Origin of the sequence: Nonomuraea helvata (assembly GCF_039535785.1) — a bacterium.
Lineage (GTDB): Bacteria > Actinomycetota > Actinomycetes > Streptosporangiales > Streptosporangiaceae > Nonomuraea > Nonomuraea helvata.
This window is the reverse complement of record NZ_BAAAXV010000009.1, coordinates 2141977-2164795: the sequence shown is the minus strand read 5'-3', so window position 1 is coordinate 2164795 and position 22819 is coordinate 2141977. Positions and strand designations below refer to the sequence as shown.

At 68.7% G+C, this 22819-nt stretch carries 17 protein-coding genes and 1 tRNA gene; 3 read left to right on the top strand and 15 right to left on the bottom strand.

Features of this window, described 5'->3' with window-relative positions:
* Positions 1 to 209: 209 nt before the first annotated feature.
* The 11 genes from ABD830_RS43460 to topA all read right to left on the bottom strand — a co-directional run bounded on the left by ABD830_RS43460 (position 210) and on the right by topA (position 16382).
* Positions 210 to 2447, bottom strand: coding sequence for an FxsB family cyclophane-forming radical SAM/SPASM peptide maturase (locus ABD830_RS43460; protein WP_345000520.1), 2238 nt, complete (start codon positions 2445 to 2447; stop codon positions 210 to 212).
* Between the two features lie 362 nt (positions 2448 to 2809).
* Positions 2810 to 3661: a PSP1 domain-containing protein gene (locus ABD830_RS43455; RefSeq protein ID WP_378520967.1), complete on the bottom strand. Its 852-nt coding sequence runs from the start codon at positions 3659 to 3661 to the stop codon at positions 2810 to 2812.
* An 84-nt stretch (positions 3662 to 3745) separates the two neighbouring features.
* Positions 3746 to 4786: a permease-like cell division protein FtsX gene (locus tag ABD830_RS43450; protein ID WP_345000518.1), complete on the bottom strand. Its 1041-nt coding sequence runs from the start codon at positions 4784 to 4786 to the stop codon at positions 3746 to 3748.
* Positions 4783 to 5310, bottom strand: coding sequence for a SigE family RNA polymerase sigma factor (locus ABD830_RS43445; RefSeq protein ID WP_345000516.1), 528 nt, complete (start codon positions 5308 to 5310; stop codon positions 4783 to 4785). The genes ABD830_RS43450 and ABD830_RS43445 overlap by 4 nt, the downstream gene beginning before the upstream one ends.
* A gap of 54 nt (positions 5311 to 5364) precedes the next feature.
* On the bottom strand, positions 5365 to 6174 hold the full coding sequence (locus ABD830_RS43440) for a permease-like cell division protein FtsX (protein ID WP_345000514.1): 810 nt from the start codon (positions 6172 to 6174) through the stop codon (positions 5365 to 5367).
* A gap of 141 nt (positions 6175 to 6315) precedes the next feature.
* Positions 6316 to 7488 carry a DNA polymerase III subunit delta' gene (locus ABD830_RS43435; RefSeq protein WP_345000511.1) on the bottom strand — a complete coding sequence of 391 codons (1173 nt, stop codon included), beginning with the start codon at positions 7486 to 7488 and terminating at the stop codon, positions 6316 to 6318.
* A 225-nt stretch (positions 7489 to 7713) separates the two neighbouring features.
* Positions 7714 to 9801 carry a dTMP kinase gene (gene tmk, locus ABD830_RS43430; protein WP_345000509.1) on the bottom strand — a complete coding sequence of 696 codons (2088 nt, stop codon included), beginning with the start codon at positions 9799 to 9801 and terminating at the stop codon, positions 7714 to 7716.
* Positions 9798 to 11210, bottom strand: a complete 1413-nt coding sequence (gene iscB / locus ABD830_RS43425) for an RNA-guided endonuclease IscB (RefSeq protein WP_345000507.1) — start codon at positions 11208 to 11210, stop codon at positions 9798 to 9800. The genes tmk and iscB overlap by 4 nt, the downstream gene beginning before the upstream one ends.
* A gap of 461 nt (positions 11211 to 11671) precedes the next feature.
* Positions 11672 to 12220: a helix-turn-helix transcriptional regulator gene (locus ABD830_RS43420; RefSeq protein WP_345000505.1), complete on the bottom strand. Its 549-nt coding sequence runs from the start codon at positions 12218 to 12220 to the stop codon at positions 11672 to 11674.
* A 74-nt stretch (positions 12221 to 12294) separates the two neighbouring features.
* Complete coding sequence (locus ABD830_RS43415; RefSeq protein WP_345000503.1) at positions 12295 to 13506, bottom strand: metallophosphoesterase; 1212 nt, start codon at positions 13504 to 13506, stop codon at positions 12295 to 12297.
* A 191-nt stretch (positions 13507 to 13697) separates the two neighbouring features.
* A complete protein-coding gene (topA, locus tag ABD830_RS43410; protein ID WP_345000501.1) occupies positions 13698 to 16382 on the bottom strand; it encodes a type I DNA topoisomerase in 2685 nt (894 codons plus the stop codon).
* Positions 16383 to 16591: 209 nt separating this feature from the next.
* Between topA and ABD830_RS43405 the strand changes: the two genes are divergently transcribed.
* The gene (locus ABD830_RS43405) at positions 16592 to 16759 is read left to right on the top strand and encodes a DUF5703 family protein (RefSeq protein WP_378520966.1); all 168 of its coding nucleotides are present in this window, start codon (positions 16592 to 16594) and stop codon (positions 16757 to 16759) included.
* A gap of 119 nt (positions 16760 to 16878) precedes the next feature.
* On the opposite strand, the gene ABD830_RS43400 is transcribed toward ABD830_RS43405, so the two are convergent.
* Together ABD830_RS43400 and ABD830_RS43395 are read right to left on the bottom strand one after the other, a co-directional pair.
* Positions 16879 to 18855: a chaplin family protein gene (locus ABD830_RS43400; protein WP_345000497.1), complete on the bottom strand. Its 1977-nt coding sequence runs from the start codon at positions 18853 to 18855 to the stop codon at positions 16879 to 16881.
* A 225-nt stretch (positions 18856 to 19080) separates the two neighbouring features.
* Positions 19081 to 19794: a hypothetical protein gene (locus tag ABD830_RS43395; protein ID WP_345000495.1), complete on the bottom strand. Its 714-nt coding sequence runs from the start codon at positions 19792 to 19794 to the stop codon at positions 19081 to 19083.
* Between the two features lie 352 nt (positions 19795 to 20146).
* Between ABD830_RS43395 and ABD830_RS43390 the strand changes: the two genes are divergently transcribed.
* Positions 20147 to 20235 (top strand) — tRNA-Leu (locus tag ABD830_RS43390).
* A gap of 105 nt (positions 20236 to 20340) precedes the next feature.
* Here the strand turns inward: ABD830_RS43390 and ABD830_RS43385 are convergent.
* Together ABD830_RS43385 and ABD830_RS43380 are read right to left on the bottom strand one after the other, a co-directional pair.
* A complete protein-coding gene (locus ABD830_RS43385) occupies positions 20341 to 21588 on the bottom strand; it encodes a tyrosine-type recombinase/integrase (protein ID WP_345000493.1) in 1248 nt (415 codons plus the stop codon).
* 9 nt (positions 21589 to 21597) lie between these two features.
* The gene (locus tag ABD830_RS43380; protein ID WP_345002242.1) at positions 21598 to 22248 is read right to left on the bottom strand and encodes a helix-turn-helix domain-containing protein; all 651 of its coding nucleotides are present in this window, start codon (positions 22246 to 22248) and stop codon (positions 21598 to 21600) included.
* A 315-nt stretch (positions 22249 to 22563) separates the two neighbouring features.
* Here ABD830_RS43380 and ABD830_RS43375 point away from each other — a divergent pair, with 315 nt between their 5' ends.
* Positions 22564 to 22785 (top strand): helix-turn-helix domain-containing protein, encoded by a 222-nt coding sequence (locus tag ABD830_RS43375; RefSeq protein WP_345000491.1) that lies wholly within the window; start codon positions 22564 to 22566, stop codon positions 22783 to 22785.
* Positions 22786 to 22819: the final 34 nt, after the last annotated feature.

Genomic DNA, 22819 nt, shown 5'->3' with positions numbered 1-22819 from the left:
ATACACTCGGGCAGCTTCGGAGAAAGCTCCTATCTCACACCGATTCACCTGACCGGCACACCGCGTGGGGACGTAATGCAGGCTGTCCATCGAATGGGACATCAAGCACGCGCCCTTACCAGGCGCGTCCAACTGTCACATATTCGGGCTTTTCTTCACTCACATATCGCCGCGCAGAATACCTCGCGCGAAGTCCCGCCTTTAGCCGGTCACGACCACGGGGCTTCCTCGCCCGCCTGCCACGCCGCCACCGTCTGCCGCATCCGGGCGACGAACCTCTCGCCCAGCGGGGTCAGCGCCTTGCTGTCGGCCAGCGTGCCGGTGGCCGCGAGGGTATGGGCGCACCAGCGGGCGAACTCCTCCTGCGCCTTGACCCGCGCCGCGCCTCGTACCGCGTTTCGCCGCGTACGCCAGAAATCGGTCACCCCGATGTGTGCGTACGTCCCCTGGAACAAGCCCTCCAACGGCCTGGCATCCGTCCGCCAGGGCGCGTGGTAGAGCCGGGTGTCGTTCTTGTCGAACAGATCGAACAGGTCGAACACGGCGCCCAGCTTGACGTGCTGGTACTCGTGGATGAGCAGCAGGGCGAGCGTCGCCGGGTCACCGGGCAGCGCCGCCGCGACGGCGCCGAAGGCGTGGCGGGCGGTGGAGCTCACGTCGCGCCCGGCGGGAGCGGGGGCCAGCGGGGTCAGCGTGGTGAGCCCGCCGCGCAGGCCCTGGGCGTATTGGGGGTATTCCTTCTCGATGAGGCACCACGCCGCCTCGAACGACCGCTGCCACGCGCTCAGCGCGCTCCCGTCCAGCCGGTCGGCCGCCGGCCACTGGTGGCAGTCGCGATGGGGATCGGCGTCCTCCAGGACGAGCGAGAAGTCGCCACAGCTCACCGTCCGCACCGGAAGCCACTCCGGCGCGGCATGGCCACTGTGGATCCCGATGTCGCCTGCCCTCGCGACGAGCGTCGCCATGTCCCCCTCGACGCCGTGCAGCGTGCCCACGGTCGGCAGGTGGACGGCGCCGCCCTCGACGGCCACCTGGAGCGTCACGTCCTGGCCCGCGCGGATCAGCGCCGCCGCCGCGATGTTCGCCAGGTACGTGGCCTCGCCCTCGCCTCCCAGGCACTCCACCGCCCACACCCGGACGTACGGATGCGCCAGCACCGCTTCGAGCGCTTCGCGATGGTGCCGGTCCAGCCGGGTGAACAGCTCCCACACCCCGTCGGCGGCACGCGGGCGCAGTGCGGCGATCAGCGCCCGGCGCAGGCTGAGCTGCGCGTCCGCCAACCGCTCGATGTCGGCCGCGCCGCCGAAGCCGGTCGCGAGCGAGTCGAGGGTGGCGTAGGGGAGCTTGTGCGCGGGCATCTCGGTCTCGTCCCGTATGTGAGAGATCAGCTTGAAGAGATCCGCACAGTAGACGCTGGGATTGTCGAACGACCCCGCCCGGAACCTGTGGGTGTAGAGCCCGCCCCCGCAACTGGTGACGATGGGGCATTCGCGGCAGGTGGCCGACAGGCTTTCCAGCCCGCCCTGCCTGGCGAGGACACCGGGATGGACGGCGACCTCGTCGAGGGCGTGCTGGTGGACGTCATAGCCGGTCGCCGGGGCGCCGTCGTACGCGACCTTCAGCGAGTCGACGAGTTCGTACGAGCCGTCGGTGTCGATGACGATCATCGTGCTCGGCTCGAGCCCGACCGCCTCCGACAGACTCGCCTCGCCCCTGGCCGTCCGGATGATCGACTCGAAGAGGCGCACGGACATCGGCCGGCCGTCCGCGTTCCAGCGTTCGAACATGGCGATCAGCCAGTCGGCGTATGCCGTCGTGGACGGCCGCTCAGGCGGGTTGTCCCAGGTGGCGTAGGGGAGCAGGAAGTCTGTTCTGGGCGGCTGGAGCTCCCGCAGCGCCTCGTACACCCTGATCGGTTCGTTGGCCACGTCGATCGTGCAGAGCAGGCCCGCGTAGATCTCCGGCCGCTTCCTGAGCAGTTCGACGGCCCTGATGACCTGGTCGTAGCTGCTCCTGCCGGACGCGTACAGGCGATGGCGGTCGTTGGCGGCCCTGTCGCCGTCCAGCGAGACACCGACCTGGATGCCGTGCTCGGCGAACAGATCACAGTAGCGCTCGTCGAGCAGGATCCCGTTGGTCTGGATGTGGAGGTCGAGCCGGCATTCTCCGTCGAGCGCGCCACGCAGCTCGCGAGCGACCTCGTCCAGACGCTCATGCCCGGCGAGCAGCGGCTCGCCACCGTGCAGCACGACATCGATCCCGTCAACGTCGTGCCGTCGCACGTGCTCCGCTATCCGCGCGGCTACGCGGCCAACGATTTGTGCGGATATGACCTTGGGACGGCTACGCCAGCTCTGATCGGCATGCTCGTATACATAACAGTGGTTACAGGCGAGATCGCATCTACTGTGTAGTTTTAGAACGAACTGCCGGAAAGGAGTAACCACTCCACTCAGCCGTCCCTGGCTAGAAGCTAGACGAAGTTGGAGAAGGCCGCGACCGGCACCGTAGGCGTTGCGGAACGGTCTGGCATGATTCGGCGGAGATTATCTTCGAGCATCCGCTCCCCCGGGGCCCCGATTTCACCAAAGGGAACGTCACGAAGATCCCTGACCTCGGAGACCAGCTCCCCGCCCTCAACCGTGATCATTTTCATCCGATCCTGTACGTGCTTCGGGTGCCGACGGGATAAGTGTCATGCCCGCTCGAAGATACTCCCACACGACACGACGTACAGGATTAGGACCGTGGAAACTTTTTTGGCCACGCTGTCATAGGGCTCCCATCCAGTTGAAGGAAGCCCTCCGACTTATGCCTGATCGTGCTGTGACCCCTGCTCCTTGCCGTACATCGTGTCGTGCTGGATGCGGGGCGAGCACACCGAGGCGGACGGGCACGCGCAGCGCCTGCCACCGTCGTCCAGGCGCACTGTCACCGTGTCGGAGGGGACGTTGTGCCCGACCACGGTCCCGTCGCCCTGCGGCGTGCTCACGCGGCTTCCGTTGCGGGGCATCCGGTAACGCGTCTCGACATACAGCGGGTGCTCGTACTTGAGACAGCACATGAGCCGCCCGCACGCCCCCGCGATCCGCAGGGGATTGACGGGAAGGTCCTGATCCTTGGCCATCCGCACCGAGACCGGCTCGAAGTCCTTCAGGAACGTGGCGCAGCACAGGTCACGGCCGCAGGGGCCGATGCCGCCCTGCAGCCGCGCCTCGTCCCTCGGCCCGATCTGCCGCAGCTCGACCCTGGCCCGGAGATTACGGGCCAGATCGCGTACGAGGGCGCGGAAGTCGACCCGGTGCGGGGCCGAGAAATAGACCGTGTAGACGTTGTCCTCGTCGAGGTAGTCGATCCCGACGACCTTCATCGGCAGCGTGTGCCGCTTGATCAGCCGCTTGGCCACACTGCGCGCCTCGGCCCTGCGCCGCTTGTTGGCCTCGTCGCGGGCGAGCTGCTCCTCGCCCGCGAGACCCGCGCACACCGGCAGCCCGTCGATGTCCTCGCTCGAGTACTGCGGCGCCCACACGCACTCCGCCACCTCTGGACCCGAGTCGGTCGGCACGAGCACTTTGTCGCCCACCTTCGGGCTGTGCTCGCCGGGATCGAGGTAGTAGAGCCTCCCGTAGCGGGTGAAGCTCACGGCCATGATCATTCCCATGGGCTCGAGCTCGCCTCCTGACGGCCTAGGGGTCGTACAGCCACATTACGTGTGCCACGGGGGGAGAGTGAGGGGGGAGCCGGATCACTTGCCTACCGGGCACACCTTCTCGTCCGGCAAGATCAGCCCGAAGGCGGTCGCCAACTCCGTGTTGTCGGCCGCGCATGGGACGTAGAAGACTTGACTCACCCCCGGCTGCTTCCTCAGTTTCCGGACCACCGGCGCCCACTCCACCTCGGGCTTCATCATCACTGTGAACGTTTCCGGCATGTCCCCTACCTTGACGGCATCGAGGAGCCTCTTGTTGTCCCGGTACTGGCGCCGGAACCTCTCGTACGCCACCGTCTGGTCTTCGAAGACGACCTCCTTGACCTCAGGCATGGCCTTGATCGTTCTCTCGATGGCTTGCTTCTGGGCGGTCGTCACTGCCTTTCCGCCCTTGGTGACCTTGAAGTCGCCCTTCTCCTGGGACTCGCGCTTGGCACCACACGCCGGTAGGGGAGACGCCTTGCCGCAGAGGAACACGTTGATCTGCGGCTTCAGCGGCTCCGTCATGGGAGGAGCCTGCTCCACGACGCCCAGCACTCCGGGCACGCCCCGAAGCGCCTTCTCCACCTCCTGCGTTCTGGCCCCCTTTCTGAGCTTCAGCCTGAACGACGTCGGCAGATCGGTGGCCTCCACCGCGTCCAGCACCGCCTTGTTGTGCGCGAAAGCGGCTTGGAAATTCTTGTAGGCGGTCTTCTGATCTGTGAAGGATATTTCTTCGAGCTGTGGCAGCTCTTTCAGCGTCCGCTGGATCGCCTCCGTCTCCTCAAGGCTGACGTCGCGCCCCTGGCACTTCGGCTCCGTCGCCGACTTCGTACACAAGAAGACGGCCGCCTCCGTGCTCTCGGCGGACGCGGGGTCTGCCGCCACCGCACGGTTCTCGTCGCCCGAACCGACCAGCCACACGGCCGTCGCCGCCCCCGCGAGCACCACGACCGCCGCCGCAGCAGCCACCAGTCGGAAGTCCACCCGGAACCGCCGCCCCTGCGGCTCTCGCAACGGCGCGAGCGCGCTGATGTCCACCGTCTCCCCCGCCTCGACGAGGGCCTCGCGCAGTCTGTCTTCCACGCGGCTGGTCATGAATCCTCCCCAAGCACCCGGCCGAGAGCCGCCAGCCCTCGTGCGATCGTGGACCTGACCGTGCTGGCGCCGATCCCCATGGTGTCGGCGATCTCCTGGTCGGACAGGTCGAAGTAGTAGCGCAGCGTGAGTGCCTCGCGCTGCCTGCGCGGCAGGTCACGCAGGGCCAGCAGCACCTCGCGGTGCTCCTCGCCCATGAGCGCGGCGCTCTCCGCCGACCAGACAGGCGGCTCGTACGGCACCGCGCGCCGGAACACCGTCGCCCGCCTGCGCAGCACCGACCGGCACCCGTTGAGCACCGCGGAGCGGACGTAGGCCAGCGCCTTGTCGGCGTCGCGTAACCGGCCGCGGCCCGCGTGGGTGCGCGCGAACGCCTCCTGTACGACGTCCTCTGCGCTCGCCCGATCGCCGACCATGATCAGGGCCAGCCTGACGAGGCCCACGTGGTGCTCGGCGAAGATCGACGCCACGTCGACCCGCCGCCGCGCCAGGGCCTCTTGTTGGGTGAGTAGTTCGACTTCCACGTATCAGAGACGCCTCACAGCCTCATCTGCTGCTCGCGTCACCCGACCGGTCTGTCAACGCGGTGCGCAGACCTTGCTCTCAGGGAGGTCACCGCGTCCGTACTCGACGTCCAGTTTGAGCTTGGCGTCCATACATCTCTGGTTGTACACCTGGCTCACCCCGCGCAGCCGCGCCAGCCTGCGGCTCACGGCATTCCAGTCGGCCTCGGACCGCAACTTCAGTCGGTACGACTCGGGCATGTCCGAGAGCAGGGTGGCGTCGATGAGGGCCTCGTTGTCGGCGTAGAGCTCGCGGAAGTTCCGGTACGCCGTCGCCTGATCCTCGTAAACGTACGACTCGACCGCAGGCGTCCGTTTGATCGCCGCGACGATCGCCTTCCTCTCCTCGGGCGTCACCACTGCGCCGTTCGCCTTGCCGCGGCCTGACAAGCAGGGCCGCATGGCCGAATCTTCCACGCACAGGAAGACGCTGGCGTCCCATTCCGACGTACGGTGTGGATCGTCATAGATCTCGGCGAGGTCGATGGCCATGTCCACCCCCGTCCGCCGTGCCGCCGCGATTCTCACCCTGTCCCGGTCAGCCCCCTGTTTCACCTTCAACCGGAACGACTCCGGCAGGTCCTTCGCCCACACGGCCTTGAGCAACGTCTTGTTGGATGCGAAATCCTGGCGGAAGTTCCCATACGCGCCGGCCCGATCGACGAACCGGACGTCGCTCAGCTCCGGCATGCCCTCCAGGAACATTCGCAGCGCCCGCTTCTGCTTCTCGGTGACGCCTCGCTTGTGACAGCCGTAGGCGGCCGGCGTGCAGAGGAAGACGACGATCTCCCACTGATCGGTCGCGCTGACCTCCGAGGAGGGCACCGGATCGAGCGTGGCCGCCCGGGCGGCCCCCTGCCCGGTGAGAAGCGACGCACCGACAACTACCGACCATAACGCCCGAGCGCGCACGGAACCCCCTCAGGAATGCGATCAACCCGGGCAGCCTAGCGCTCCAGGCGCGGCTCAGGGGCGGAGCGCCAGCATCATCGCCTCGACGGCCATCTGCGGATTGACGCTCGCCGCCAGCCGTTCCCGGCACTGCATGATCGCGTCGATCCGCCGCAGGGTCTCCTCCGGCGTGGAGGCCTTGGCCAGCTGGTCGAGGTCGAAACGGAGGTCGTCGTTGGCCAGCTCGACACCCGCCCCGAACTGCATGGCCAGCACGTCCCGATAGAACGACACCAGCTCCAGCAGCGCCGAGTCCAGCGAATCGCGCTTGATCCGCGTGGCCCTCGACTTCTGCCGGTCCTCAAGCTCCTTCAAGGCCCCGGCCCCGCCGCGTACCAGCCCTCGGTTGAGCCCCTTGCCCGTGGACCCTTCGCCGTAGAGCTTGCGCAGCTCGGCGGTCTCACTCTCGTTGAGCGCGGCCGTGGCCGCGGCGGCCTCCTCCTCGGCCGTCTTCACCAGCCGCTCGGCCGCCGAGACGCACTCTCCCACCCCGGTCAGCGAGCGGGGAATGCTCAGCACCGCCTCACGACGCCGCCTGACGCCCTCGTCAAGCGCCAGCGCCCGCGCCCTGCTGACGTGCCCCTGGGCGGCCCTGGCGGCGAACCTGGCCACCTCCGGCGGCACGCTGTCACGCGTGGCCAGCACGTGGGCGACGGCCTCCGCGGCGGGGGTGGTCAGGTTGACCACCCGGCAGCGCGACCTGATGGTGATCATCATGTCGTCCGGAGCCGGCGCGCACAGCAGCCACACCGTACGGGGCGGCGGCTCCTCGATGGCCTTGAGCAGGGCGTTCGCTGCCGACTCCGTGGCCCGGTCGGCGTCCTCGAACAGGATGACCCGCCACCGCCCCTGCGTCGGCGCCCCGGCCGCCCGCAGGATGAGCTCCCGGGTCTGCTTGACGCTGTAGGACAGACCCTGGGGGCGTACGGACTCGAGGTCGGGGTGCGAGCCGATGAACACCTGGTGGCACTGGTCACAGTGGCCACAGCCCCCGTCGGGGCAGAGCAGCGCCGCGGCGAAGGCGCGGGCGGCCTCCTCCCGACCCGAGCCCGGCGGACCGGTGAACAGCCACGCGTGGGTCATGCCCGCGCCGCGCCCGCCCTCGACGACCTCCTTGGCCGCCGCCGCGGCCCGTGACAGCACGGCCGCCGCCTGGTCCTGCCCGATGAGGTCGTCGAAAACTGCCACGACGTAAGGCTAGCTGCACATAGCCTCACGCCCACACACAATCACACTCCGGTACAGCACCGCCGCGGCGCCTCCCCGAAAGGACCTCTGCCGAAGCGCAGCCCGCCCGCGCCGGTGCCCGTGCTCGTGCCGGTGCCCGTACTCGAGTCGGTGCCAGTGCCAGCGTCGGCGTGGATGTGCCGCCGGCGCCGACCAGGTGCACCTGCCCCGGGCAGGGCGGGCAGGTCAGTCGCGCCGGCGTGTGGAGAACATGGTGTCGGTGATGGCGGGCATCGTGCCCGTGGCATCCTCCGACTCCTCCGGCACCGGGTCCGGCAGGATCTCGCGGATCCGGTCCTGGATCTGGTGGGTGATCACCTCGGGCGGCAGCGTGCCGTCCACCACGAGGTAACGCTCGGGCGCCGCCGCGGCCAGCGCGCGGAACTCCTTGCGCACCCGCTCGTGGAACTCCAGCGGCTCCGACTCGATCCGATCGGCGGCCCCGCCCAGCCGGGTCAGCCCCACCTGGGGCGGCGTGTCGATGAGCACGGTCAGATGCGGCACCAGCCCGCCGGTGGCCCAAGCGTTGATCTTGGACACGTCCTTGGGGTCGAGCGCCCGCCCCGCTCCCTGGTAGGCCAGCGAAGAGTCGACGTAGCGGTCGGTGATCACGAGCGAGCCCCGGTAGAGCGCGGGACGGATCACCTTCTCCACGTGCTCGGCCCGGTCGGCGGCGTAGAGCAGCGCCTCAGACCGCGCCGACAGCCCGCGCTCGGCCGCGTCGAGCAGGATCGCCCGCAGCCGCATCCCCACCTTGGTCGAGCCAGGCTCGCGCGTCTGCACCACGTCGTAGCCCTGGTCGCGCAGCCAGATGGCGATCAGCCGCGACTGGGTCGTCTTGCCCGACCCCTCGCCGCCCTCGAACGCCAGGAACAGGCCGGGCACGTGCTCGGCCGCCTCCGCCGGGAACCGCTCGCCCCGCACCGTCGCGATCAGGTCGGCCGACAGGGAGATGCCCTTCCTGTCGTCCATGTGCCGCAGCGCCAGGATGCCCACGACCGTCGCGAGCACGCCGCCGATCACCAGCACCAGGTTGGAGCCGTCGAACCGGTAGGCGAACTCGCCCATCCGCAGCACGTGCACGCCGAAGATCGCCGCCAGCGGGTTGGCCACGGCGACCACCAGCAGCAACGTCACCCGCGCCGTCGACTGCAGGAACGAGAACGTACGGCCGCGCAGCCCGTCCTCGACCTCGAGCCCGATCAACGTGTAGCCGATGATCCAGGCGATGCCCGCGCACGCTCCCAGCAGCACGGTCAGCATGACCACGATCACCAGGTTGTGGATCAGCGCTGTGGCCACGAGCACCAGCCCCGCGACCGTGATGGCCAGGCCGAACAGCCGCCGCCGCGACAGCTCGCGGAGCAGCCTGAGCCCGAAGAACATGCCCAGCGCCATACCGGAGAACACCGCGCCGAACACCACGCCGTAGGCCGCGTCGCCGCCGCCGAGCGCCCCCACGTAGATCTTCGCGACGCCGACCACGGCCCCGCCCGCGGCGAACGCCCCCAGCATGCCGATGATCAGCCCGCGCACCAGCCGGTTGCCGCCGACGTACCGCCAGCCCTCGACGATCTGCTTGAGGACGGAGGGCGTGGAGATCGCGCCGTCGCGCTTGGGGATGTCACGCAGCGTGAAGATCAGGAAGGCCGAGACGAGGTAGGCGCAGGCGTTGACGATCAGCGCCAGCCCGGTGGCGTCCGTGCCGACCGCGAACGGCATCAGGCCCCCGAACGCGTCGCCCACCACGGACAGCGCCGCGAACAGCAGCGCCGCGACCGGCGCGGTGCCGTACGTGACCAGCAGGTTGAGCCGGTTGGCCGACTCCAACTGGTCCTTGGGCACCAGGTTGGGGACGGTGGCCTCCTTGGCCGGGACCCAGAACAGGTTGACGCACTCGACCAGGATGGTCGCGATGATCACCCACTGATAGCCGATCATCCACTGGAAGCTGAGGACCAGCGGGATCGACAGCACCACGGCGAACCTGACCAGATCGGCCACGAACATCGTCAACCGCCGGTCGAACCGGTCGGCGAACACGCCCGCAAGCGGCCCGAGCAGCACGGCAGGCAGCATCTTGGCGACGAACACGCCGCCGACGGCGAGCGACTGCACGCGGTAGTCGCCCTGCGTGATGTTGGCGGCCAGGGCGGTCAGGGCCAGGAGGTTGAGCCAGTCACCCAGACTGCAGACCGACATGGCCGTCCACAGCCGTCTGAACGGCGCAATGGTCAGCACATGGGTCGGGTGGCGTCGGCCAAGGGCAGTCATCGGGCCTCTCCATGGATACTCCGGCCTTCAGGCCGGAGAGGAAACGTACTACCGCAAAGCGGAACAAGGAAATGGCGGCTGGCCGACAGACGCACGCTCGTCAGAGGGTCGCACGGGCGATCTTCCTGCTTGGTCGTGTAGGTGTAGCCATCGGCTCGCTGGAGCAGGCGCAGATGCTTGTGTGAGGTCTTGACTGGGCCGGTGGGGGTCTGCACGGTATGGCTGCCAGAGGTGCGGACGGCGACCCTGCCAGTGTGCGTTCCGGTGTGCTTGCCTCTCGGCACGATCGCGCGTACGAGGTCTCCGGTCTGGTATCGGAAGATCTGCTTGGTGCGGGGCATGCGCAGCCGGGGGAAGCCGAAGGCGTCGGTACGGGTGCGGCAGTAGGTACCTCTCCCGGTGGCGGCGACCACCAGCACCTGGCCAGGCCAGGACTCGACTCCGTGAAGTTCGCCCACATGGAGGGCGTCCAGGGTGTGAGACTTGGGAGCACCGGTGCGGTGCCGATTCCATTTGGTACGGCCGCCGCTGCCGCAGCGCACAGGCAGGCCGGCCGCCTTCAACGCCTCATACAGCGCCCGGCGGGTGGCGTTGACTGCGGCGGCGTCCCTCAGCGATGCCTTGGCGTGTGCGAGCACCCGAGCCAGGACTGCCGGACGGTCGGCCAGGAACTCGGCGACCGGCATGCTGTTCTTGGCTTGATTGCAGGGCACGCAGGCCAGGCACAGGTTGCTGATCCGGTCCGAGCCGCCCCGGGAGCGAGGCTGGATGTGGTCGATGGTCAACGGGATGCCACGTGCCGCGCAGTAAGCGCACGCCCGCCTCCATTTCTCCAGCAGGTATTCGCGCACCTCAAAGCCGTGCAACGTGCCGTGCTGGTACTCGACGCCGGCCAGCGGCCTGCCCGCAGCCAGGGCATGGACGTCGAACCGCACGGTCTCCAACTGGATCGCGCGTACCGGGACCAGGCGTCGCAGGCGCTCCATCCAGCTCATCACGGTGACCAGGCGATGCTTAAGGCTCGGCGGCAACCAGCCCTGCGGTCGGGCGCGATTGGCGAACCGGGGGGCACGATAGCGCAGATTCCGCGACCGCCTGCCGCGCCGGTAGGCGGCGCGGGCCGTGAGCTTGTCACGGATCTTGCCGCCGCGGTGGTTGAGCTGAATGCCGTACAGGCCATACCGGGTGCCGTCGTGGGCGCGGAACACGCTGATGCCGGTATGCCTGCTACCCGGATCCAGGGACACCTCCACGCCCTCGACCTCGCACTGCTCAGAAGTGCGGTCCTTCAACCGGATGACGAACGGGGTGTGCCGGGCCACCACCGCCCGCCCTGCGGCGAGAAGCTTGCGGGCACGGGCGGGATGGCATGGATCCAGCGGCGTGCCGTCCGATGCCAGGACGAACACGCGGGGTGCGGTCTCACGACCGGCTTCTCCGCTTACGCGGGTGACGCCCGCCGCGCTGGGTGAAACGTGGCGGGTCTCCCCTCGACCATGTTGGGCACTCCGCTGCCCGAAGGCGTCCGCCCCCCGTTTCGTCCCTGCTCCGAGGTTGTCTGCTGGCGCGGATTCCAGGGTCCGCCGCTGAGGAAGCACGGCGGAGTGGATCTGCTGGCGTGTGTCCAACGTAGCCACCAAGGTCACCTCCTTGCCGGTGGTGGCTGGGTCTGGTCACTCCGGCCCGCCCCGATTCGCGCGGAGCAGGCCCCGGCCTTTGCCAGGGAGCGAGTGACGATTTCAGCGTATCCAGTGTCAGGCGAAGCGGTCAGACCAGAGACCCGATGGATATTCCAGACGGCTTGTGGCAGAGGGTATTACGCACGCCCCGTCGTGGGGTGTCCCACACCCGAATGGGCCCGAAAACGTCATCATGTGCTAACTCCAACCCCATGTTGCGCGCCTTCCATCAATGGCCGCCACTCGGCACGGATATAGGGCGGTAGATCCAGCTCATCCCAGAGCTCGGCCAGCAGCACCGCGTCCACGTGATCGAGCAGTTCCTGAGGACCGCCCTCACACAGAAGCAGCACGTACGCCGCCCGACGCTCCTCCCGGTCGGCCAAGTCGTAGTCACGATCGCGCAGCCGCGCCACTCCAAGTGCGGCCGCGACCGGCAGTCGCGGCAGCCGGCTCGGCACGTGGAACCGGTGCCCGTCGCCGCTCTCCCGAATGGCGAACTCCACCTTCGGCTCCAGCGCCAGCCGGAACCCCGCCGCGTCGAGAATGCGCCCCGCGGTCTCGAGCGTCGGCGACTTCCTGCCGTGCTCGTAGGCCGAGAGCGTGGTCCTCGACGTGCCGCTCACGCTGGCCAGGGCCCGCTGGTTCATGCTCGCCGCATGCCTGGCCTGCCTGAACAGCAGCCCGCCCCGCTCGGCCCAGAAGGCGGCGTGCGCCGCCTCCATCGGCGAAGAGACCATGCCCACCTCCGAGAAGTATCCGGTCGGATACTCTACGCCACGATGACAGTCTGTGGCTACCGGATCGCGGAAAGTCAGGCCCGCAACTCCAGCATCGTGATCTCCGGCGGCGCCCCGACGCGTACGGGCGGGCCCCAGAACCCCGCGCCCCTGGTGACGTAGACCTGGACCCCGTCGACTGTGGCCAGGCCGGAGACCACGGGCTGCTGCAGCCCCACCACCAGGTTGAACGGCGCGATCTGCCCGCCGTGCGTGTGTCCGGACAGCTGCAGGTCGACGCCGTGGCGGGCGGCCTGTTCCACCTGGACCGGCTGGTGCGCGAGCAGCACGGTGGACCGGCTGGTGTCCCGGCCGCCCAGCGCCTTGTCGAAGTCGGGGCCGTCGCCCGCGGACTCGCCGTTGAGGTCGTTGACCCCGGCCAGGTCGAGCACGGCGCCCTGGTGCTTGATCTCCACGCGCTGGTTCCGCAGCGAGCGTACGCCGAGCTGGTCGAGCTCCTCGATCCACTCCAAGGGCCCGCTGGGGGCGAAGTACTCGTGGTTACCGGTCACGAAATATGCCCCGTAGCGGGACTCCAGGCTCTTCAGCGGCTGCGCCAGCGCCCCCAGCTGGGCGACCGACCCGTCCACCAGATCGCCCACGATCGCCACCACGTCGGCCTCGAGCCCGTTGATCATGCGGACGATCCGCTCGGTGTGCCCCCGGCCCGTCAGCGGCCCCAGGTGGATGTCGCTCACCACCGCGAACCGCAGGCCGCTGAGCCGCGCATCCAGCTTCGGCAGCGCCACCTTCACGCGTTCGATCACGGGGTCGCCGAGTGCGCTCGACATGCCGTACCCGACCGTGCCCAACGCCCCCACGCCCGCGACGGTCGCGGTGGCCCGCCCGAGAAAGAGCCTCCTGCTCATCGGCGGCGCCTCAGGCGCGGGCTCGGGAATCGCCGGGGCGCCGCCCGCCATGGCCGGCACGGGCTCCGGCTCCGGCGCCGCCCGCCGCTCGACCCTGCGCACGAAGAACGCGGCCACCGCGCGCGGCACCTCCAGCACCACGAGGAAGACCAGCAAGTAGAACATCAGGGCCAGCCAGACGTATCCCGGCCAGGCCAGCCAGTGGCCGAACTCCATCCGGCTGCCCACGAACGTCGCCACGACCAGGGCGGCCAGGCCCACCACGCCCCAGCTCAGCACCTTGCGGAGGCGCCCCGGGCCGGTCGTGGAGCGCACCATCCGATGCCACAGATAAAAGTGCGCAAGCAGGACCAAGCCCGCGAACACCAACACGATCACGTCATTGATGCTACTTCCGGCGGCGGCGTCCGGCGGCCCCCGGAAGTGACAAGCCACCTGCGGCAGGACCCGCGACCCCGAAGCGGCGGCCTCCCTATGGCTGGACCCGCGACCCCGGAAGCGGCGACCTCCCTACGGCTGGACCCGCGACCCCCGGAAGTGGTGACCTCCCGGAAGTCGCGGACCGTGCGCTACGGCTTGGCCGCCGGCTTCTTCGCCGCGGGCTTCTTCGCGGGCGCCTTCCTGGCAGTGGTCTTCTTCGGCGCCGGCGCCCGCTCACGCCGCTCGGCCAGCAGCTCGGCCGCCCGGTCGATCGTGATGTCCTCGACCGTGTCGCCCTTGCGCAGCGACGCGTTCGTCTCGCCGTCGGTCACGTAGGGGCCGAACCGCCCCTCCTTCACCACGACCGGCTTCTTGGAGTTGGGGTCGTCGCCCAGCTCGCGCAGCGGCGCCGCGGCGGCCGCCCGCCGCCCGCGCGTCTTGGGCTGCGCGAACAGCTCCTTGGCCTGGTCGATCGTGACGGTCAGCAGGTCTTCTTCCGAAGCCAGCGACCGGGAGTCCGTCCCCTTCTTCAGGTACGGGCCGAACTTCCCGTTGTACGCCACGACCTCCTCGCCCTCCAGCTCGCCCACGAGCCTGGGGATCGCCAGCAGCTTGAGCGCGTCCTCCAGCGTGATGGTGTCCAGCGACATCGTCTTGAACAGCGAGCTCGTGCGCGGCTTGGGCGCGTCGGCCTTCTTCGTCCGCTTCTTCGGCGCCTCGTCCTCCGGCGCCTCGGGCAGGATCTCCGTGACGTAAGGCCCGTACCGGCCGTCCTTGGCCACGATCATGTGGCCGGTCACCGGGTCCTGCCCCAGCTGCCGGTCGCCCGTCGGCCGGGAGAACAGCTCCTCGGCCTTCTCCGCCGTCAGCTCGTCGGGCGTCATGTCCTCGGGCACATTGACCCGCGCGCCGTCCCTGTCGAGGTACGGGCCGTACCGTCCGACCCGCAGCACGATGTCCGAGCCCTTGACCGGGAAGGAGCTGATCTCCTTGGCGTCGATCTCGCCGAGGTCGGTGACCATCTCCTTCAGGCCCTCGTCGCCGTCCGCGCCGTAGTAGAAGCGCTGCAGCTCCGGCACCCGCTCCGCCCGGTCGTTGGCGATGTCGTCGAGCACCTTCTCCATCTCGGCCGTGAAGTCGTAGTCGACCAGGTTGCCGAAATGCTGCTCGAGCAGGTTGACCACGGCGAACGCCAGGAAGGACGGCACCAGCGCCGTGCCCTTCTTGAACACGTAGCCGCGGTCGAGGATGGTCCCGATGATCGAGGCGTACGTCGAGGGCCGCCCGATCTCCCGGTCCTCCAGCTCCTTGACCAGCGACGCCTCGGTGTAACGCGCGGGCGGCTTGGTGGAGTGGCCCGCGACGTCGAGCCGGGTCATGCTGAGCGCGTCGCCTTCAGCCAGGTTCGGCAGCCGCTTCTCCGAGTCGTCGCGGTCGGTCGCGGGGTCGTCGGCCCCCTCGACGTACGCCTTGAGGAACCCGTAGAACGTGATCGTCCGACCGGAGGCGCTGAACTCGACGTCCTCGCCCGCGGACGACCTGCCGGCCACCTTGACCGTGATCGACTCGCCGACCGCGTCCTTCATCTGCGAGGACACCGTCCGCTGCCAGATCAGCTCGTACAGGCGGAACATGTCGCCGGACAGCCCGGTCTCGCCCGGCGTGCGGAACTCCTCGCCTGACGGCCGGATCGCCTCGTGCGCCTCCTGCGCGCTCTTCACCTTGCTGCTGTAGACGCGCGGCTTGTCGGGCACGTACGCGGCGCCGTACAGCTTGATCGCCTGCGACCGCGCGGCCGCCACGGCGGTCTCCGACAGCGTGATGCTGTCGGTACGCATGTAGGTGATGAAGCCGTTCTCATAGAGCCGCTGCGCCACCTGCATCGTGTATTTCGCGGAGAACCCCAGCTTCCGGCTGGCCTCCTGCTGCAATGTGGTCGTCCGGAACGGCGCATACGGCTTGCGCGTGTACGGCTTCCGCTCGACGGACTTGACCGCGAACGACGAACCCCTGAGCCTGCCGGCCAGCTCGCCCGCGGCGGCCTCGGAAAGGTGGAGGACGTCGGCGTTCTTGAGCTGCCCCGTGCTGGCGAAGTCGCGGCCCTGCGCCACCCGCTTGCCGTTCACCCCGGTCAGCGTCGCCGTGAAGTCGCGCGGCCGCTCCTCGGTCTTGTTGGTGTCGAAGAGCGCCTGCAGGTCCCAGTAATGGGCCGGCGTGAACGCCATGCGCTCGCGCTCCCGCTCCACCACCAGCCTCGTCGCCACCGACTGCACGCGACCGGCCGACAGCCGGGGCTTGACCTTCTTCCACAGGACCGGGCTGACCTCGTAGCCGTAGAGGCGGTCGAGGATGCGCCGCGTCTCCTGGGCGTCCACGAGGCGGAGGTTGAGGTCGCGCGGGTTTGCCACGGCGTCCCGGATGGCCTGCGGGGTGATCTCGTGGAACACCATGCGGTGCACGGGGACCTTGGGCTTGAGCACCTCGCGCAGGTGCCAGGCGATGGCCTCGCCCTCGCGGTCCTCGTCAGTGGCCAGATAGAGCTCGTCAGCGTCCTTCAGCAGCTGCCGCAGCTTGTTGACCTGCGACCGTTTGTCGGGGTTGACGACGTACAGCGGCTCGAACTCGTGCTCGACGTTGACCCCGAGCCGCGCCCACGGAGCGCCCTTGTACTTCTCGGGAATGTCGTCGGCCTTCTCCGGCAGGTCGCGGATGTGACCGATGCTCGATTCGACGATGTAGCCGCGCCCGAGGTACCCGGCGATCGTCTTCGCCTTGGCCGGCGACTCGACGATGACCAGGCGTGTTCCGCCGGCGCTGCCGTTGTTGGCTGGCACGCTGCTTCCTACCTCGCTGTTCGCTTGCAAATCCCCCTACCGGGAGTCGGCACAGACTGAAAGGTAACCCGACTCGCGGAAATTTCCTTCCCCCGCGGGCTACCCACTACCTTCCGGGTCCACCCACAAGCACGCAGAATAAGGCCCATCGAGCGGCATGGCGCCCTGACTCACCCTGGAGACTAATCGTTGTGCTCGACTACTCCTACATGGATATCTTCATTCCACGCGATCTCACTCGTGAAGCAGCACGTCAGCTGCTGACCGAACACGCAGAGTACGGCAAGTGGGAGCTCGCCCGCGTACGTGTGCACCCCGACGGGAGCCGTCACGTACGGCTACGTCGCAAGGTCATGCGGGTACGCAGCACGCTCTGAACGTGGGTATGGCTTTGCCCGTCCCAGGCCGCGCCCCCGGAACGGGCAAAGCGTCTATCGCCGGCTACTCACAGGCTGTGAGCAGTTGCCGCACCTTGTATTCGTACTGTCTGATTCCCTTACTTGCGGCCGAACCGGAACCGGCGGGCGGTCCCGAACAGCGCGGCCGAGGCGGCGAACATCGAGCCGAGCATGAGGGCCAGCAGGGAGCTCGAGTTCATCCCCGTGAGGCCGGCGGGCTGCTCGGCGCTCATCAGGCTGCCGACCGGCAGGCCGTGGGCGGCCGAGGTGACCACGCCGCCGGCGGGGGTGGAGGCCACCAGGTCGGTCGCCGGGCTGAGCACGGACACGGGGCCGGCCGGGGCGGCGGGGCGCCGGGCGCCGTCAGCCGGGCCGGCGACGCGGGTCTTCTTCGTGTGGGCCGGGGCCTGCGCCTGGGCCGGGGCCTGCGCCTGGGCGGGCAGGCCGGGCAGCTCGGGCAGCTGCGGCAGGCCGAACGTGCCGGCGACGTCGTCAACCAGCGGGAGCGAGGTCACGCCCAGCTGCTGCGGAACCCCGCCGACACCGTGCACCTTCTGGGTGACCCCGGCGACGTCCTGCATGCCGCTCATGGCCGGGACGGCGGGGAGCATGGGCAGCAGCCCGCGCTTGGCCTCCTTGGCCGCGGCGACGCCGGCGAAGTGGCCGTACCCGGGCCGCGGCCTGCCGACGTTGGCCCCGCCGAGGCACCCGGCCGCGGCGTCGCCCAGCACGGCGACCGCGTTGCCGCAGACGTTGACGGGAACGGCGATCGGCGCGATGACCTGGTTGCCGGCGAGCACGCCTCCGCGACCGGAGGTGTGGTTGCCGCCACCACCGGTGCTGTTGACCTTGGCGCCGCCCTTGCAGTGGGCTTCGGACCTGCCGAGCACCGCGGCCGCGTTGCCGCAGATGTTGATCGGAGCGGTGATCGGGGCGATGACCTGGTTGCCGGCGAGCACGCCGCCCCGGCCGGAGGTGTAGTTGCCGCCCGCGCCCTTGCCGCCGTTCGTCACTCGGGCGCCGCCCTTGCAGCCGGCGAACGCGTGGCCGAGCACGGCCACCGCGTTGCCGCAGATGTTGATCGGAGCAGTGATCGGCGCGACCACCTGGTTGCCGCTCAGCACACCGCCCCGGCCCGAGGTGACGTTGCCGCCCGCACCGGAGCCGCCGCCGCTGTTCTCGACCTTCGCGCCGCCCTTGCATCCGGCGGAGCCGTTGCCGACGGCGTTGCCGCAGACCGTCACCGGCACGCTGATCGGGGCGATGACCTGGTTGCCGCTGCCGACCCCGAAGCGCCCGTCAGTGTCGTTGCCGGTCGAGCCCGCGACCTTGTGGTAGCCGTGCGAGCCGCCGTTGTTGGTCACGCTCGAGCCGCCCTTGCAGCCCGCGAACGCCCGGCCGACCACCGCCACGGCGTTGCCGCAGATGTTCACCGGCGCGGAGATGGGGGCGATGACCTGGTTGCCGCCGAGCACGCTCCCCCTGCCCGAGGTGCGGTTGCCGCCGGCACCCACCCCGGTGTTGTGGACGCTCGCCCCGCCCTTGCAGCCGGCCACGGCACCACCGAAGATCGCCACCGCGTTGCCGCAGGCGTTGATGGGGGCCGAGATCGGCGCGGTGATCTGGTTGCCGCCGAGCACGCTGCCGTCGCCCGAGGTGCGGTTGCCGCCGGCGCCGCCCTTGCCCTTGTTGACGACCGTCGCGCCGCCCTTGCAGCCGGCGTCGGACCTGCCGATCAGCGAGATGGCGTTGCCACAGGCGTTGATGGGAGCGCTGATGGGCGCGTTGACCTGGTTGCCGCCGAGCACGCTGCCGTCGCCCGAGGTCCGGTTGGAGGAGTTGCCGCCCTTGTTGACGACCGTCGCGCCGCCCTGCGAGGAGGCCTCGGACGAGCCGACCGCGCCGACGGAGTTGCCGCTGATGTCGATGGGGAGCGAGATCGGCAGGTTGACCTGGTTGCCGCCGCCGACGGACCCGTCGCCCGAGGTGTCGGCCAGCGCGGTGCCGCTGCCGAAGGACATGACGGCCACCGCGAGGAGGGCCGCAGGAGTAGATGCCTTTGCCCACGTACGCATGATGAATGCTCCTAGTGGTCTTCTTGGGGGGATACCTGAACACGGTTCGCGGGCAGCCGAGGCCGTACGAGGTTTCGCGCACAGCGGAGACCTCGGATCAACTTCACGAACCAGCTGAACTGACGTGTTTCACCCGCTGGCGAAGGGGTGTCAGACCACGCTCCGCCGCATTACTTCGTGATTCGTGGCCGGCTGTGAAGAAGACCGGCACCAGAGGGGCGGGGATCAGTCAGGCGAGAAGGAGGGGTCGTCCGCCGCTGTGCGGACGACAGGGGGAAGCACACGCGCCAGGATGGCGCGCCGAGCCTGCAGCCGCGGGTCGAACACGGACCTCGCGACGTCCCCCGCAGCGGCCCCGAACAGGCCGCCGGCACCGCCGTTGGGCACCAGACCATTGGTGTCCAGGATCTTTCCGGCGGTGGATGGTGCTGGCAGGCCAGGATCCTGCTGGCTGTTGAGCCCGTCGACCGTACGCCCGGCCATGGCCTCGGCGTTGTCGGACTCCGAGACACGGTCCGGGCTGGTGAGGGATTGAAGCGCCGCGGCGTCACTCACCGCTGTTTTGGCCGCCGCCATCGCCGGGGCAGTCGCCGCAGTTTCGGCAGTGGCCTCGGCTTCGGCAGTGGCCTTGGCCTCGGCGCTCGCCGTGGTCGCGGCAGCCGCCGTAGCGTCGGCAGTCGCCGTAGCTTCAGCAGTCGCCGTAGCGTCGGCGGCGGCCGGGTCGGCGGTGAGCATGCCGAACACGACAGCGAGCAGCCACCCGGCGGCCACCAGGGAGCCGACCGTCACCGCCCGCATGACGAGCCGACGGGCACCGGCCGCGAACCGCGCCATCCGGTCAACCCGATCGGTGGTCGCGCCCTGTGCCGGGTCGGCCACGGGCAGGCGATGCGCACCGAGGGCCATCGCCCTCAGCCGCCGCACCACCGCTCGTGCCACGTGACCTCCCGAAATTCCAGAACCGGCCTCACATCATGAGGCCGGTCCGTGGACTCACCCCTCAACGGTCCGTAACCGTAGCAGCACCCAAGGTTGCCGCAAGGGCTTTTCACTTGAGAGCCAGAAATTCACCAACTCCCCTGCGAGCAAACCGCCCCCAACTGCCTCAATACCCTCTGCCGTACCCCAGCCAGACGTCAGCCGTACGCCACCGAAGCCCCATCCGGAGCCCCCACCGCCCCGTTCCTGACCCGCTTCGGGGGCCTCGAGGATTCTTGGTATGACGCACCCCTCAGAGTTTGCTAACCTTACTGAGCCGACGCGGGATGACGGTCCCGCGTGCAGGCACCAAGTCCGGGTGGCGGAATAGGCAGACGCGCTAGCTTGAGGTGCTAGTGCCCAGTGATGGGCATGGGGGTTCAAGTCCCCCCTCGGACACCATGAAGGCCCTGAGAATGTGCAGGTCACAGGCTCGGGGCTTTTTCATTTCAGCCTCCAGAACGAGCCGTGATACTCCGCTGATACTTGTGGGCCTGAGCACGAGGATCACGCGCTCTCGACCAGGGCCGCGAACCAGTCGGCGGCCTCTCGCTGATTGCCGGGCATGACATGAGCGTAGACCCGGAGAGTGATGGCGGGGTCGGCGTGGCCGAGACGCTCGGAGACGACCTTCACGGGCTTGCCGCCCATGAGGAGGATCGTGGCGTGGGTGTGGCGGAGGTCGTGAACGCGGATGCGGGGCAGCGCCTCGCGGCCAGCCTTCTCGAAAGCCCTCGCGCAGCGCCCGAGCTGATCCTGGAAGCCCCGCGAGAACCGCTCGGGGTGTCGGTGGTTGCCCTCCTGGTCGCCGAAGACGAGCGCGTCGTCCCGGGCGAGCTGTAGGGCCAGCCCGCCCCGCTCGCGCTTGTACGCCCTGAGTAACGTGATGGTGGCCGCGTCGAGATCGACCACGCGGGGTTTGGCGGTCTTGGTGTCGCCCTCCTTTACAACGGCTCCCTCCCCCTTGATCCGCACGACGCCCACCGACCGGCGGACGCTGATCGTCCCGGCCTCCAGATCGATGTGCCGCCAGCGCAGCGCGAGCAGTTCGCCGCGGCGCATGCCGGTGTGCGCCAGAAGGTGCCAGGCGACGTGCAAGTGGCTGTGGTCGCGCGACCAGGCCAGGAAGTCCTTGAGCTGGACAGTCGTCCACGGGTGCATCTCCGGGGCTTTGGCCTGCTTGGCGGTGGGCGGCTTGGCCTTGTCCGCCGGGTTGCGGGCCAGCAGGCCGGCGTCCACGGCCTCCGACAGCGCAGCGCTCAGGATGGTGTGGACGTACCGCACGGTGCGGGCCGACAACCCTTCGCCGGCTTTGTGATCCTTCCGGCCGCTCTCCTCCAGGTACCGGTAGTGCGCGGTCAGCTTCGGCCCGGTCAGCGCCGCGATCGGCGTCTTGCCGAGGTCGTACGGCTTGAGGTGGAGCCGGATGTTCTTCTTGTAGCTCGCCAAGGTGGAGGGTTCGAGCCTGAGCCCGGCCACCCACTCGTCGAGGTACGTCCCAAAGGTCTGCTTACTGGGCTGGACGAACTCGCCCTTGTCCACCTTGCCGAGGGCGTCGCGCAGGGCCTTCTGCGCCTCTTTCTGCGTGAGCCACGGCTGGTTGTTCTCGTCGCGGCGGCGCAGGACGGGCTTACGGCTTCCGTCCGGCAGCTCGGCCGTGAACTTGATGCCGTACCGCACCTGCCCGTTGGCCAGGCTGTAGCTGAAGACCGACCCCTCGCCGGGGGATCTCCTGCGCTTCGGTGAGTCCTTCACGTATCTCCTTTAGGTGTTCGGGTCCGGTGGAAGCACATCCACACGTTTGAGCTCGGTCGGGATCTCGGGAAGGTGGGTGACGCCCAACTGGCGCATGCGCTGACGCACCTGGGCCAGGTCCTGCGCGGTCTTCTCCAGCAGCCGCTCGTTGGCCGTGACCACGTATGTCAACGTCTCTTTCTCGCCGGCGGTGGCCGCTGCGGCCTCCTTCCGCTGCTCGACGAGAAGTTTCCAGGTCGCCGACCATTCCTCCAGGTAGCGGCGGTGCCACCGGAAGTTCAGGACGATCGGATCGGGGCTACGCCAGGTGTTCGGGTCCCACCCTTCCGCCTCAAGCGCCGAGTCGTCGGTTCCGTCGAACCACTCCGCGGCTCGCCAGACCGCAACCTCCATGCCTGGCAGAATCTCGACCTTTTCCTGTTCTTCGAGAGGGAAGAGAAGCCTGACCGGAGCAACGTCCAGGGCTTTCGCCAGGACGATCAGCTCGGCGATGGTGATCGACTGCCTCAGCCCTTTTTCGAGCTTGGCGATCACCGATCGGTCCATCGGGAGCCCCAGTTCCCCACAGCGATCGGCGAGGGCCTGGGCGGTCGTCCGCCTCCCATCCGGGCCTGGCCGTGCTCGAAGACGAGCTACTTGGGCTCCCACCTGCCTGGTCATGCGCGTCATCCACTCTCTTTGTTCCACAGCAGAACGTTAAGCCGCCAGAAGGCGACTTGACAACACAGAGACTACAAAGCTAGATCTTGTTCCGCAACAGCCCGACTTAGAGAGAGAAACGAACATGACGGAACAAACATTGTTGTCACGGTCGGTGGTCGCCGAGAGGTGCGGCATCTCGATCAGAACCTTGGAGCGTTGGGCGGAGCTGGGGATCGGCCCGCGTCCCATTCGGCTTGGGCCGCGGCTTATCCGCTATCGCGACGCGGACGTTGAGACGTGGCTGAACAGTGCGGCCGAGGGCGAGGTGTCCGCATGAAGACCGACGAGATGAACGGGCGTCTGTTCGCCACGGTGCCCGAGGTGAGTCGCCTGCTACGGGCCGACGACCGCACCATCAGACGGGCTATCGCGGATGGTCAGATCCCTGCGGTCCGGCTGGGTGCGACTTGGCGTATCCCGGTTGCCTGGCTCCGGGTGCAGGCCCTCCTTGACCCGCCAGCCGACTCGGACGAGGCCGCCGTCGATGCAGCGTGACATGACGGAGGCGGGCCCGTTCGCGGCGGACCCG